Annotated in this window: 11 protein-coding genes; 9 read left to right on the top strand and 2 right to left on the bottom strand. The window is 48.4% G+C overall.

Annotated elements, in window-relative coordinates:
• Positions 1-6 precede the first annotated feature (6 nt).
• Complete coding sequence (locus EST55_RS01595; protein ID WP_129496271.1) at positions 7-1506, bottom strand: CoA-acylating methylmalonate-semialdehyde dehydrogenase; 1500 nt, start codon at positions 1504-1506, stop codon at positions 7-9.
• 69 nt (positions 1507-1575) lie between these two features.
• Between EST55_RS01595 and EST55_RS01590 the strand changes: the two genes are divergently transcribed.
• Positions 1576-2454, top strand: coding sequence for an EamA family transporter (locus EST55_RS01590; RefSeq protein ID WP_129496270.1), 879 nt, complete (start codon positions 1576-1578; stop codon positions 2452-2454).
• Positions 2455-2473: 19 nt separating this feature from the next.
• Here the strand turns inward: EST55_RS01590 and EST55_RS01585 are convergent, their stop codons facing one another.
• Positions 2474-3655 carry an acetyl-CoA C-acyltransferase gene (locus EST55_RS01585; RefSeq protein WP_129496269.1) on the bottom strand — a complete coding sequence of 394 codons (1182 nt, stop codon included), beginning with the start codon at positions 3653-3655 and terminating at the stop codon, positions 2474-2476.
• A 78-nt stretch (positions 3656-3733) separates the two neighbouring features.
• Between EST55_RS01585 and EST55_RS01580 the strand changes: the two genes are divergently transcribed.
• From EST55_RS01580 to EST55_RS01545, 8 genes are read left to right on the top strand one after another with little or no spacing between them, the layout of a single operon-like run.
• Complete coding sequence (locus EST55_RS01580) at positions 3734-4153, top strand: MerR family DNA-binding transcriptional regulator (protein WP_088768430.1); 420 nt, start codon at positions 3734-3736, stop codon at positions 4151-4153.
• Positions 4150-5319 carry an isovaleryl-CoA dehydrogenase gene (locus tag EST55_RS01575; protein ID WP_129496268.1) on the top strand — a complete coding sequence of 390 codons (1170 nt, stop codon included), beginning with the start codon at positions 4150-4152 and terminating at the stop codon, positions 5317-5319. Before EST55_RS01580 ends, EST55_RS01575 begins: the two co-directional genes overlap by 4 nt.
• A 14-nt stretch (positions 5320-5333) precedes the next feature.
• The gene (locus tag EST55_RS01570; RefSeq protein WP_129496267.1) at positions 5334-6941 is read left to right on the top strand and encodes a carboxyl transferase domain-containing protein; all 1608 of its coding nucleotides are present in this window, start codon (positions 5334-5336) and stop codon (positions 6939-6941) included.
• Positions 6942-6957: 16 nt separating this feature from the next.
• Positions 6958-7743, top strand: coding sequence for an enoyl-CoA hydratase-related protein (locus tag EST55_RS01565; RefSeq protein ID WP_129496266.1), 786 nt, complete (start codon positions 6958-6960; stop codon positions 7741-7743).
• 14 nt (positions 7744-7757) lie between these two features.
• Entirely contained in the window at positions 7758-9728 is a 1971-nt protein-coding gene (locus EST55_RS01560; RefSeq protein ID WP_129496265.1) for an acetyl/propionyl/methylcrotonyl-CoA carboxylase subunit alpha, read from the top strand.
• Between the two features lie 2 nt (positions 9729-9730).
• Positions 9731-10636 carry a hydroxymethylglutaryl-CoA lyase gene (locus EST55_RS01555; RefSeq protein WP_129496264.1) on the top strand — a complete coding sequence of 302 codons (906 nt, stop codon included), beginning with the start codon at positions 9731-9733 and terminating at the stop codon, positions 10634-10636.
• Between the two features lies 1 nt (position 10637).
• Positions 10638-12581, top strand: a complete 1944-nt coding sequence (locus EST55_RS01550) for an acetoacetate--CoA ligase (protein ID WP_129496263.1) — start codon at positions 10638-10640, stop codon at positions 12579-12581.
• Positions 12582-12584: 3 nt separating this feature from the next.
• Positions 12585-14801: an EAL domain-containing protein gene (locus EST55_RS01545; protein ID WP_129496262.1), complete on the top strand. Its 2217-nt coding sequence runs from the start codon at positions 12585-12587 to the stop codon at positions 14799-14801.
• Positions 14802-14803 lie beyond the last annotated feature (2 nt).

The raw sequence follows: 14803 nt of genomic DNA, 5'->3' as shown, positions 1-14803 counted from the left end.
TCCCTACTACCTAAGGTTAATCGACATATTTGGACCGGCGACTTCATCAATGTCGCTCTCGAACCAGCGCGCCGTCACAGTCTTCGTTTCGCTGTAAAAACGCACCGCTTGCTTACCATAAGCGTGGAGATCACCGAAGAATGAACGTTTCCAGCCAGTAAACGAGAAGAATGGCAGAGGTACCGGAATTGGAATGTTAATACCGACCTGACCCACTTCAACTTCGTGTTGATATTTACGAGCAGCCGCACCGCTGGCAGTAAAAATAGACGTACCGTTACCGTATGGGTTGTTATTAACCAGCTCTAAAGCGTCTTCCAGGCTGTCGACTTCAGTCGCACATAACACCGGACCAAAAATTTCCGTTTTATAGACTTCCATATCTGGCGTGACATTAGAAAACACGGTCGGACCAACCCAGTTACCGTTCGGTAAGCCGTCAACTTTACAGTTACGTCCGTCGACTAAAAGCTTCGCGCCTTCCTTTTCACCCTGAGTAATTAAGGCTTCAACACGCTCTTTTGCTTGTGGGCTAATGACGGGGCCATAAGCGGCGTTTTCATCGTTCCAGGCACCCGGGCGAACTTTAGCAATAGCTTCAGCCACTTCCGGAATCCACTCTTTCGCTGCGCCAACAAACACAGCGACAGAAATTGCCATACACCGCTGGCCAGCGGCGCCAACCGACGAACCAACCAAGTTATTGATAACTTGCTGCTTGTTAGCGTCCGGCATAATAACGCAGTGGTTTTTCGCACCGGCAAACGCCTGAACACGTTTACCGTTTTCCGTACCACGGCGGTAAATGTACTCAGCTACCGGTACTGAGCCCACGAATGACAATGCACGAACGTCAGGGTGATCAAGTAAGAAGTCAACTTGCTCTTTATTACCATGTAAGACTTGCAGAACGCCCTTTGGAGCACCCGCTTCTTCAAACAGCTCGACCAAACGCGTTGGTGTTAAAGGATCTTGCTCAGACGGCTTAAGAATAAAGGTATTGCCACAGGCAATTGCCAACGGGAACATCCAAAGCGGAATCATTGCCGGGAAGTTAAACGGTGTAATACCAGCGCAGACACCTAGCGGCTGCGTATAGCTGTATGAGTCAATTTTGCGAGCAACGTTCTCAACCGTTTCGCCCATTAATAACGAAGGGATATTAGCTGCGTGTTCAACCACTTCAATACCGCGCCAGACATCGCCTTTTGCGTCTTCAAATGTCTTACCGGTTTCCTGAGCCAGAATTTCAGCAATTTCTTCCTTATGCTCTTTAAGCAGTGCCTGATAACGCATCATTACGCGAGCACGCTCTGATACAGGTACTTCTTTCCAGGTTTTAAACGCTTCGCGCGCGCTCTCAACCGCTGCCTCCATTTCACTTTGAGTGGCAACGGGCGCTTCGGCGATAACTTCCTGTGTCGCTGGATTGGTGACAGGAATCCACTGTTCCGACTTTGAGGCGACAAATTCGCCATCTATGTACAGAGGCACTTTCTTAGACATAATTCACCTTCTTGTTGTGTTATTTTGTTCACATCATAATGAACGAATTTAGTTAAGTGAGCCTTTAACGTGACCCTCTTAATTCTGATTACTTTGCTTTGGGCCGCCAGTTTTTCTCTCATTGGCGTTTATCTTGCCGGACAAGTTGACGGCTATATTGTCGTTTTTGTGCGCATGATTCTAGCACTGTTAACCGTTTTACCCTTATTCCGTTGGCGGCATTTATCGCCCAAAAGTGGGCAGCTACCTCAACTGGGCAAGCTTGCCATTATTGGAGCCATCCAAATTGGCGCCATGTATTTATTTTTGTACCACGCATTTTTGTATTTGAGCGTTGCTGAAGTACTTTTGTTCACTATTTTTACGCCGCTCTACATTACTCTAATTGACGAGCTGATACTCAACCGCAAACACTTGCCACTGCTATGGTGGTTGGCGGCAGCTGTCTCAGTCGGTGGTGCAGCCATTATTCGATATCAGCCATTGTCCGATGACTTCATCACTGGCTTCTTTTTAATTCAAGCAGCCAATGCGTGCTTTGCCTTAGGTCAAGTTGCTTACAAACGTTTGCCAACAGGTAAGACCCTTGCCCAAACTCAGCAGTTTGCCGCTTTTTTCTTTGGCGCCAGTGTCATTGCCGGCCTTGGCGTGCTGCTTTTTGCTGACTTCAGCCTACTACCCACCACAGAACTCCAGTGGGGTATTTTGCTCTGGTTGGGCATTGTTGCCTCCGGCCTCGGCTACCTTGGCTGGAACCTCGCCAGCAAATGGGTTAACACCGGGCAACTCGCCACCATGAACAATGCGCTCATTCCTGCAGGAATTCTGGTTAACGTCTTATTTTGGGAGCAGTCTTTCGACTATACCCGCTTAACCATTGGCGCTTCCGTTATCGTCCTGGCTGTTTGGTTAGCCGGGCGAGTACAAAACCTAAAACCCGCCCGCTAACCTCTATTACCAACGCCGATTAGAGCATTTCCACAGCCAGAGCAACGGCTTCACCGCCGCCAATACACAGCGAGGTGACGCCGCGTTTCTGGCCTTTTTGTTTCAATGCATGCAGCAACGTCACCAATAAGCGAGCGCCACTTGCGCCAATCGGATGTCCTAACGCACAAGCGCCACCATGCACATTGACTTTGCTCGCATCCAGTTTCATTTCCTGAATTGCCAGCATAGTAACCATCGCAAAGGCCTCGTTAATTTCCCACAAATCAACGTCGTCCTTCGTCCAGTCCAGTTTCTTCAACAACGAGTTCATTGCGCCAATTGGGGCAATTGTAAACTCAGAAGGTGCTTGCGAATGTGTCGCGTGACCCATCACCCGCGCTAACGGCGTAAGACCTTTCGCTTTTGCATCACTCTCACGCATTAAAATAAGTGCCGCTGCACCATCGGATATAGAGCTTGAGTTCGCTGCAGTAATGGTGCCGTCTTTCTTAAACGCAGGACGAAGTTCAGGAATTTTGTCTAAACGCGCTTTGCCTGGTTGCTCGTCGGTATCAACGGTCACGTCGCCTTTACGAGTCGAGTAAGTTACCGGCGTAATTTCCCCCTCAAACAAACCGTCTTTAATAGCCGTTTGAGCTTTAGTCAGTGAATGAATCGCAAATTCATCCATCGCCTCACGGTCAAGACCATAATCATCGGCCGTTCCCTGGGCATAAACACCCATCGCCTTATGCTCGTAGGCATCTTCCAGACCATCCAGCATCATGTGATCAAGCACCTGCCCGTGCCCCATACGGTAGCCGCTGCGGCCTTTTGGCAACATATACGGCGCGTTGGACATGCTTTCCATACCACCAGCAACCACAACATCAGCAGAGCCCGCCTTAATTAAGTCGTGCGCCATCATTGCGGCTTTCAAGCCAGAACCACACACCTTGTTAATGGTGGTCGCGCCTGTAGAGCGAGGTAAATCTGCGTATAGCATCGCCTGGCGAGCCGGCGCCTGACCTAAACCAGCCGGTAGCACATTACCCATAATAACTTCCGAAATATCATCGGCGCTTAAGCCGCTATTACTAAGGGCTGCTTTTATCGCTGCCGCGCCCAAATTGGGTGCAGCTACGTCGCTCAAACTGCCCTGAAAACCGCCCATTGGCGTGCGGTTGGCCGCTACAATCACGATCGAATCGCTTGACATCTTTCCTCCAAATGCACTTTACGTTAACGTAAACTTCCTCTAAGCTTAGATCCCAGAGCAACCAAAAAGCAAGTACCGATGAACAATAAAATTACCTACAGTATTGGTGAACTGGCAAAGCAATTTGACATTACCACTCGTAGCATCCGCTTCTATGAGGACGAAGGCCTGCTTTCACCAAAGCGACAGGGCCAACAGCGCATCTATACCAATAAAGACAGAGTCCGTTTAAAACTCATTTTGCGGGGCAAACGTTTAGGCTTTTCCTTGGCTGAAACGCGTCGCCTGTTTGAGCTTTACGACGCAGATAACAGCAGCGCTGCACAACTACAAAAGGTACTTGAGCTTATTAGTGAGAAAAAAGTCTCACTCAAACAACAAATGGAAGACATTAATGTATTGCTGACGGAACTCAGCGGTCTGGAACAACGGTGCCAGGACGAACTTGAAGTTATTCAGCAGTCAACATCCAAAGTTCACTCTCAGGAGTCGTTATGATTAGTCAATACACCACTTTTAATTTTGGCCTCGGCGAAACGGCCGACATGATCCGTGAGCAAGTTAATGCTTTCGCTCGTGATGAAATTGCACCACGCGCTGCAGACATTGACGAGAAAAATGAATTTCCAAGCGATTTATGGCGTAAGCTTGGCGACATGGGTCTACTTGGCTTAACCGTTGCTGAAGAATACGGTGGTTCGGGTATGGGCTATCTTGAGCACGTTATCGCTATGGAAGAAATTAGCCGTGCTTCAGCGTCAGTAGGTCTGAGTTACGGTGCACATTCAAACCTTTGTGTGAACCAAATTCACCGTAATGGTAACGAAGAGCAGAAGAAAAAATACTTACCAAAGCTGTGTACCGGTGAACATGTTGGTGCTCTTGCTATGAGCGAACCTAACGCCGGCTCGGATGTTGTCAGCATGAAGCTGCGTGCTGAGAAAAAAGGTGACAAATACGTTCTTAATGGCAACAAAATGTGGATCACTAACGGTCCGGATGCCGATGTTTTCGTCATTTACGCAAAAACGGAACCTGAGAAAAACTCTCGGGGTATTACTGCGTTTATCGTCGAAAAAGACACCCCTGGATTCAGCCAGGCGCAAAAGCTCGACAAGCTTGGTATGCGCGGTTCAAATACCTGTGAGCTGGTATTCGAAAACGCTGAAGTTCCTGAAGAGAACATTTTGGGTGAGCTTAACGAAGGTGTCGCTGTACTAATGAGCGGTCTGGACTACGAGCGCGCAGTTCTTTCAGCAGGGCCATTAGGCATTATGCAAGCATGCTTAGACGCTTGCGTCCCTTATATTCACGACCGTAAGCAGTTCGGCAAAAAAATTGGCGAGTTCCAATTAGTCCAGGGTAAAGTTGCTGATATGTACACTCGTACTAATGCAGCTCGCGCTTACGTTTACGCAGTAGCCCAGTCATGCGATCGTGGAGAGACGACTCGCAAAGACGCAGCTGGTGCTATTTTATACGCGGCTGAATTAGCCACTCAATTGGCGCTGGACGCCATTCAATTATTAGGCGGTAACGGCTACATTAATGAGTATCCAACGGGTCGCTTGTTACGTGACGCAAAACTGTACGAAATAGGTGCGGGTACATCAGAAATTCGCCGCATGCTGATAGGTCGTGAAATCTTCAGCGAATCCAAATAACGGGAGGCTGCGCTGTGGCAATTTTATCGAGTAAAGTAAACACTCGTGATGAGCAGTACACTGCAAATTACGAGTCGATGCAGGCTGTGGTTGACGACTTACAAGAAAAAGCAGCACAAATACACCAAGGTGGCGGTCCTAAGTATCAGGAGCGCCACTTATCTCGCGGTAAATTACTGCCTCGTGACCGTATTAATAAATTATTGGACGCTGGCTCGCCATTTTTAGAAGTGGGTCAGTTTGCGGCATGGGACTGCTACGAGGACTACGTACCTTCTGCAGGTGTCGTTGCTGGTATCGGTCAGGTAGAAGGCACTGAGTGCATGATCATCGCCAATGATGCCACCGTGAAAGGCGGCACCTATTACCCGTTGACCGTGAAAAAGCATTTGCGCGCTCAAGAAATTGCCGAGCGTTGTCACTTACCGTGTATTTATTTAGTCGACTCTGGCGGCGCTAACCTGCCCCGCCAGGATGAAGTCTTCCCGGACAAAGAACACTTTGGTCGAATCTTTTTTAACCAGGCCAACATGTCAGCCAAAGGAATTCCTCAAATTGCGGTGGTTATGGGTCTGTGTACTGCTGGCGGTGCGTACGTACCTGCTATGGCGGATGAAAGCGTTATTGTTAAAGAGCAAGGTACTATTTTCTTAGCCGGTCCCCCGCTAGTTAAAGCGGCAACGGGTGAAGAAGTTTCCGCCGAAGAGCTTGGCGGTGCCGATGTGCACACACGCATTTCCGGTGTTGCCGACCATTTTGCTCACAACGATGAACATGCTTTAGCTTTAGCACGTCGCTCGGTAGCACGCCTTAACCGCCGTGAACCAACTCAGTTGGACCGCCAACCATCAAAGCCACCTCGTTATGACGCCAAAGAGCTGTACGGCATTGTCGGTACCGACCTGCGTAAACCTTATGACGTCCACGAAGTCATTGCGCGCATTGTTGATGATTCTGACTTTGACGAATTTAAAGCCAACTACGGTAATACGCTGGTGACGGGTTTTGCCCGCATTGATGGCTACCCCGTTGGTATTGTGGCGAATAACGGCATTTTGTTTTCCGAGTCGGCACAAAAAGGAGCCCACTTTATTGAGCTTTGTGCCCAACGAAAAATTCCACTGGTGTTCCTACAAAACATTACCGGCTTTATGGTCGGTAAAAAGTACGAAGCCGAAGGCATTGCCAAACACGGCGCGAAAATGGTTATGGCCGTTTCCTGTGCGAAAGTGCCTAAGTTTACCGTCTTAATTGGTGGTAGCTATGGCGCCGGTAACTACGGCATGTGTGGTCGCGCTTATGATCCAACCATGATGTTCATGTGGCCAAATGCGCGTATCTCGGTCATGGGTGGTGAGCAAGCTGCAGGCGTTATGGCGCAGGTCACCAAAGATAATTTAGCGCGCAAAGGTGAAAGTTTAAGCGAAGAAAAAGAACAAGCGCTGAAAAAGCCGATTGTTGAGCAGTACGAGAAACAAGGTCACCCGTATTACGCGTCTGCCCGCTTATGGGACGACGGCATTATTGACCCGGCACAAACGCGCGAAGTTCTGGCATTAAGCCTTGCCGCTTCATTAAATGCACCGATTGAAGACAGCCGCTTTGGCGTCTTCCGCATGTAATCGGAGGTTATTTATTATGGCAAAATACACCAATCTTGATATCAGCGATAAGGGTGTTGCGACGCTGACATTAAATCGTCCCGAGGTTCATAACGCCTTTGACGACGTAATGATTTCAGAATTGCTTCAGGCGTTAAAAAACGTCGAAGATAGCGAGCAAGCTCGCGTTCTGGTATTACGCTCTGAGGGCAAAAACTTTTCTGCCGGTGCGGACCTGAACTGGATGCGCTCTATGGCGGATAAAAACTACCAACAAAACGTTGAAGACGCCGGTGAGCTTGGGCTGTTAATGGAGCGTTTAGATTTGCTCAGCAAGCCAAGCATTGCGTTAGTCCAGGGTGCCGCTTTCGGCGGTGCCGTCGGTTTAGCCGCTTGTTGTGACATTGTACTGGCGCAACCACACAGCAGCTTTTGCTTAAGTGAAGTCAAAATTGGACTCATACCAGCGGTTATTAGCCCTTATGTTGTCCGCACTATTGGTGAAAAACAGTCTCGTCGTTACATGCTCACAGCAGAGCGCTTTTTCGCTGACGAAGCACAGAAACTCGGCTTAGTGAATGACGTTGTCGACGACTTTGAAGAGCCACTAAATAATTTACTCGATGCGCTGTTAGCCAACAGTCCTCAAGCCGTAACGGCCTGCAAGGAACTTATTCGCAACGTTGGTTCGCGTCCTATTAATAAAGACGTACGCGATCACACAATAAAAGCCATTGCAGAAATTCGCGTATCGGATGAAGGTCAGGAAGGCTTAAGTGCGTTTTTAGAAAAACGTCCTGCTGCCTGGCTCAATAAGAATTAAAAACAGGTCCCATTATGATCAATACATTACTGATTGCGAACCGTGGTGAAATCGCTTGCCGTATTATTTCAACGGCAAAGAAAATGGGCATTCGCACTGTCGCCGTTTATTCCGATGCCGACCGTAACGCCCGCCACGTTAAGTTAGCTGACAATGCGGTTCACATTGGTCCTGCCGCTAGCACAGAGAGTTACCTGCGCAGCGACAAAATTATTGCTGCAGCCAAACAAACGGGTGCCGAGGCTATCCATCCCGGTTATGGCTTTCTATCAGAGAACGAGGACTTTGCTGACGCGTGTCAGGCCAATGACATCATCTTTGTTGGACCGCCAGTTGCTTCCATCGCAGCAATGGGTTCGAAGAGTGCTGCAAAGGCTATTATGCAGGACGCCGGAGTACCATTGGTTCCGGGCTATCATGGCAGCGAACAAGACACTGACACGTTAAAGGCAGAGGCCGAAAAAGTTGGCTTCCCACTGCTTTTAAAAGCCGCATACGGTGGCGGTGGTAAAGGCATGCGCGTGGTTGAAAATATGGGTGAGTTTGACGAAGCACTCAGCTCCGCCAAACGTGAAGCGAAGTCTTCTTTCGGTAACGACAAAGTGCTGTTGGAGCGATTTATTCGTAATCCTCGCCACGTGGAAATTCAGGTATTTACCGACGAACATGGCAATGCTGTCTATTTGGCCGAGCGTGACTGTTCAGTCCAACGGCGTCATCAAAAAGTACTGGAAGAAGCCCCTGCTCCGGCGCTGACTGAGAAAACCCGAAAAGACATGGGTGAAGCCGCTATTCGAGCAGCTCAAGCCATTGATTATGTTGGTGCTGGTACGGTTGAGTTCCTGTTTGATCAAAGCGGCGAATTCTACTTTATGGAAATGAATACTCGCTTGCAGGTTGAGCACCCGGTGACGGAAATGATCACTGGACAGGACTTAGTTGAATGGCAATTACTGGTTGCTTCAGGTCAACCATTACCGCTTGCTCAAAATGATATTCAAGTTAACGGTCATGCGTTCGAAGCACGTATTTACGCAGAAGATCCAGACAACGACTTCTTACCCTGCACCGGTACCATCAATCATTTACGCACACCAGCTGAAGTAAACGGCGTACGAATTGATACCGGCATTGAAGAAGGCGATGAAATTTCAGCTTTCTACGACCCCATGATCGCCAAGCTCATTGTCTGGGATACCGATCGACGTCGTGCCCTGCTTCGTCTGCAGAAAGCATTGCGTGAATACCGGTTAACGGGGCTGACAACCAATGTCGACTTTCTGCATCGTTTGGCATCGCACCCCGAGTTTGTAAATACCAGTTTAACCACCGAGTTCATTCAACAACACCAAAACGACTTAGCACCTGACAGCTCAGTGAACTATCAGCAAATTGCGACGGAAGCGGCGCTGTTCGATATTATTCAACGCCAACAGCAGCGTGGCAGCTCTCCATGGCAAAGCGGTAATGCCTTTAGAATGAACTCAGCAGCGACGCACAGCATCCCGCTCCAATTCAATGATGACAATTACACCATTTCACTGACAGAAGTTGGAAATGGTGAGTTTACCCAGCGTATCAGTGAAGAAACGATTCATTGGCAGGCTAGCCTAACCGATGACAAGCTGACACTGACCGCAGGTGATATGCGTTACTCTCGTTATGTCAGCGCAGATGACCAGCAAATTACCGTCTTTACCGACAATGGTCCTGTCACTTTCCATCGCCACCGCGTAGCTGATACCCTCTCCGATGATGCAGCGCACGGCGGGCACGTTGCGCCTATGAACGGCACGATTATGGAGGTGCTGGTGACGAAAGGCGATACCGTCGAAAAAGATCAGCCGCTTGTCATTATGGAGGCGATGAAAATGGAGTACACCATACGCGCTGGCCATGACGGCGAAATCACCGATATTTTCTTTGCCGCTGGCGACCTTGTCAGCGACGGCGATGAACTCATTGCGGTTAGCGAAACGGAGTAACTATGGCTATTGCAGAACAGATTAAAATTGTTGAAGTAGGCCCGCGTGACGGTTTGCAGAACGAAACAACTGTGTCTGTTGAAGCTAAGGTCGCTCTTATCGAGGCTTTAGCTGATGCTGGCGTATCTTACATTGAGAGCGCCAGCTTCGTCAGCCCGAAATGGGTGCCGCAAATGGCTGACAGCACGGCTGTCATGGAAAAGGTGAATCGCCGTTCAGATGTTACTTACGCCGGACTCACGCCGAATTTGAAAGGCTTTGAAGCGGCAGTTGCTGCCAATATGGACGAAGTTGCCGTGTTTGGAGCCGCCTCGGAAGCCTTTACACAAAAAAACATAAACTGCAGTATTGATGAGTCACTGGAGCGATTCGAGCCAGTGATTGCCGCCGCAAAAGAGAAAAACATACCCGTTCGGGGTTATGTTTCTTGCGTACTGGGCTGTCCCTACCAAGGTGAAGTGCCACTGGAAAATGTCGTTAAAGTCGCCAAAGCGCTTTATGAAATGGGCTGTTATGAAGTGTCTTTAGGTGACACTATCGGTATCGGCACACCACTTAAAGCTCAGGAAATGCTGGCTGCTGTTGCCGACCAAGTACCGATGGAGAAGCTTGCCTTACATTTCCACAATACCTATGGACAAGCATTGGCCAATATCATGGCGTGCCTACCGTTAGGTGTTGCAACCATTGACTCTGCCGTTGCTGGTCTTGGTGGCTGCCCTTATGCCAAAGGCGCAAGCGGTAATGTTGCTACTGAGGACGTCGTTTACATGCTGAATGGTATGGGTATAAAGACCGGCATCGATTTAAACAGGCTTATAGCCGCAGGTGCTGGTATTTGTAAACAGCTCAACCACGGACCTCGCTCGCAAGTCGCTATTGCAGAATTAGCAAAACAAGGGGAATAAAATGACTTCAGAAGCATTATGGCAACCGTCAGCGGATACCATTGCCGATGCCCGCATGACTGATTTCCTGCAGCAAGTTAATACGGCAAAAGGTCTCGCTTTGGCCAATTATCACGACCTTTACCAATGGTCGGTTGATAATGACGAAAGCTTCTGGTCAATGATATGGGACTACTTTGATGTCATTGGAGAAAAAGGCGCCACCGTTGTCACCGATAAAGATAAAATGCCTGGCGCAAGATGGTTTCCTGAAGCAAAACTGAATTTTGCAGAAAACTTGTTGCGACATAAAGATAATAAAATTGCGTTAATTTTCCGAGGTGAAAATGGCGCTCGACAGCAACTGACTTACGCCGAGCTATATAGCCGTGTTGCTGCGTTTGCCGCCGGGCTTCGTCAGCAAGGTATCACCGCTGGCGACCGTGTTGCTGCCATGATGCCGAACTGCATCGAAACCATTATTGGTATGCTGGCTACCACCAGCTTGGGCGCAATTTGGTCATCGTGCTCGCCTGACTTCGGCGTGCAGGGTGTATTGGATCGGTTTGGTCAAATTGAGCCAAAGGTGCTAATTACCGTAGATGGTTACTTCTACAACGGCAAAAACCTCAATATAAAAGACAAGACGGCCGATATCGTTGAAAAAATCCCGAGCATTGAAAGAACCGTCATTGTTAACTTCAGTGACCAACAAGAAACGTTAATCGGCGATAACGTCGTTTCATGGGACGAATTTTCCGACAGTAGCGCCACTCAAATTGAGTTTATCGAGCGTGACTTTAACGACCCGCTTTATATCATGTTCTCATCCGGTACAACCGGCGTTCCCAAATGCATCGTCCACGGCACGGGAGGAACATTACTACAACACCTGAAAGAACACGGTTTACACACTGATCTCGACACCGAAGACAACCTCTTCTATTTCACCACCTGCGGTTGGATGATGTGGAACTGGCTCGTCAGCGGCTTAGCGGTTGGTGCAACCCTGACCTTATTTGATGGCTCGCCGTTTGCACCAGAGCCGGAGTTCCTATGGGATGTAGCCGACGAAGAAGACATTACTGTTTTTGGAACCAGTGCTAAGTATCTTGCAGCACTTGAAAAAGCGGGTGTAAAACCCAGAGAAAGCCACCAACTGGAAAAACTAAGAAGCATACTGACAACAGGGTCAGTTTTGCCCCCGGAAAGCTTTGATTATGTGTACCGGGACATTAAAAAAGATCTCTGCTTGTCTTCTATTTCAGGGGGCACTGATATCATTTCATGCTTTGCACTGGGCTGCCCTATTCTGCCCGTTTACCGTGGCGAACTTCAGTGTCGTGGTCTCGGCCTGGCAGTTAATATCTATGATGATAATGGCAAGCCCATACGCGGTGAAAAAGGCGAGTTGGTTTGTGAAAAATCATTCCCTTGCATGCCTGTAGGCTTTTGGGGCGATGACAACGGGGAGCGTTACTTTAACGCCTACTTTGCTCGCTTTGACAATACATGGGCGCATGGTGACTTCGCTGAGTTAACGGAGCACAATGGCGTTATAATTCACGGCCGCTCAGACGCTGTACTTAACCCTGGAGGTGTTCGTATCGGCACCGCCGAAATTTATCGCCAAGTGGAAAAAGTAGACCAAGTCCTTGAAAGTATCGCTATCGGCCAACAATACGAAGGCGACGAGCGCGTTGTTCTTTTTGTTAAATTACGCGAAGGTATTGAGCTTACCGACGAGCTCAAGCAAACTATTGCCAAAACCATTCGTGCAAATGCAACGCCGCGGCATGTGCCAGCCGTTATTTTGCAGGTTGACGACATACCCCGTACTATAAGCGGTAAAATTGTCGAATTGGCTGTGCGTAACGTGGTTCATGGCGAGCCCGTTAAAAATACAGACGCATTAGCGAACCCTGAAGCACTCGAACACTTCAGGGACAGAGAGGAGCTACGCTAAGTAATGATGTTTATTCAGGGGTCGCGGCAAGCCGTTATCGCGGCAGTTGTGGGAGTGGCTGTCACTCTCACCGCATTTTTCTATCTGCGATACACTGAAAATGAGCAGGCTCATGAAGCACTTGAGACGGAAGCCTACAGTTTACAGCGAGATATTCGTCAGAGCCTTGTGTCACATCTATTCGTCGCTGAACTACTGGCTCGCGAGTGGGAACGAAGCGAAATAAACTTGAGCTCCCGACGCAGTGCTGACGCAGACATTGTTACGCTTTACTACCCCAACGTGCAGAATGTGGTTTGGCTTGATGACAGCCAGACAATCCAGTTTCTGTATCCAAGAAATGAACAAACCGCATTGGTGGGCTCCGTATTCTCCGGCAGCTCACTCAATGCTCAGCTCAGTCAATCACAAAATAACCGCCACGCGATGATGGGCTATGCCGGGAACTTGGGTCAGTTAAGCAGTGATATCGCCATTTTTGTTCGGGTTCAACGTTCCGACACCCCAGGTTTCTTAGGCTTCATAATAAGCTTGCAGAGCATGTTCAACAACGTCATTCGCACCAATATCAGCGAAGGATTTCAAGTCAGTATTAGTAACGATTCAGGTGTACTCTACGAATTTGCAGGCGATCCGTCGTTGAAAGATGACTGGACACACAGCCGTCGCTTGCAGGTTGTCGGCAATAGCTGGGAACTGTCGGTTTGGCCAACCACTGAACACATGAGCGATCTTCGTGGAGCCGTTTCTGTAGCGGTTTTACTTGCCGGATTGTTTATCACGGCAGCGCTGACCTTTGTACTGTATATCCTGGGGCAAAGTCGTTTTAAAGCACAACAACTAGCGGATGCTAATATTGAGCTTTACAGTGAAATTGATGAGCGTGAGCGTGTTGAAAAACAAATGGCCTACCTGGCGGAGCACGACCCTCTTACCGGTCTGATTAATAGAAATGCACTAAAACGTATTTTGGGCGAATGGTTAGAAAGAACCGACACCCGAACAAACTCGGCATTGTTGTTTATTGATCTCGACCGATTCAAAGAGGTGAATGATGCGCTGGGACATACCGTCGGCGATGAACTGTTAAGACGTGTCGCGCGTCGAATTAATAAGCTGGCTCCAACCGACAGCCAACTCGCCCGTGTTGGCGGTGACGAATTCCTGCTGGCAATTGAGAGCACAGAAAGTCGAGAACAAGTAGTCACATTGGCAGAGCGATTACTCCAGGCTTTGGATGCACACTTCTTTGTCGATGTTTATGAGCTTTTCATCAGCGCCTCTATTGGCATTACCTTTGCTGAAGACGCCGATTTTAATGCCGAGTACTTTATTCGTAATGCCGACACCGCGCTTTATCAAGCTAAAGAACAGGGACGTAATACCTACAAAATTTATGATAAAGCCATTCATAAAGATTTAACTAAAAAACTCGAACTGGTTAAACGCTTACGTCATGCGGTGAATAAACAGCAGTTGACTGTCTATTACCAGCCTAAAGTCGAGCTTAGTAGTCGACGTATTACCGGGTTTGAAGCGTTAGTTCGTTGGGTAGGTGAGGACGGCTCGATCATTCCGCCCGATAAGTTTATTCCGTTAGCCGAAGATACCGGTTTAATCATTCCTATTTCGGAATACGTTATGCGCGAATCGTTTTTACAGCTGAAGCAATGGCATGAGCTTGGCTTCACTGAGCTGAGTATCGCGATTAATATTTCAGGTAAGCAGCTCCACCTGCCAGACTTTGCCGACGATGTTATCGAAAAGGTTAACGAAGCCAAACTGCCCCCAAATAAAGTTGAACTCGAGCTTACCGAGCAAGTTTTTATTGAGAATATACAGTCGCACACCCGTTTTATGCACTCAGTGCGTGAATACGGCATGTCATTAGCCATTGATGATTTCGGTGTGGGTTATTCGTCACTTTCTTATTTGAAGAACTTCCCGGTAACGTCGCTGAAAATTGATCGTTCCTTCGTGAAAGACTTACCGGATAACGAAGATGATGCGACCATTACTCAAACAATTATTAGCTTAGCACGCAACTTAAATATCCAATTGGTTGCAGAAGGCATTGAAACGGAAGAACAAGTTGAGTTCCTGCTGCATAGAGAGTGCGCGACCGGTCAGGGTTACTTATTCAGCAAACCTATTCCCGCTCAACAAGTGACTCAATTATTACAGCAGTACAACGGGCTAATACCAATACAAATAGCCTGAAT

Origin of the sequence: Idiomarina sp. 29L (assembly GCF_004123135.1) — a bacterium.
Taxonomy (GTDB): Bacteria; Pseudomonadota; Gammaproteobacteria; order Enterobacterales; family Alteromonadaceae; genus Idiomarina.
The sequence above is the reverse complement of the archived record's forward strand: the minus strand, read 5'-3'. Positions and strand labels throughout refer to the sequence as shown.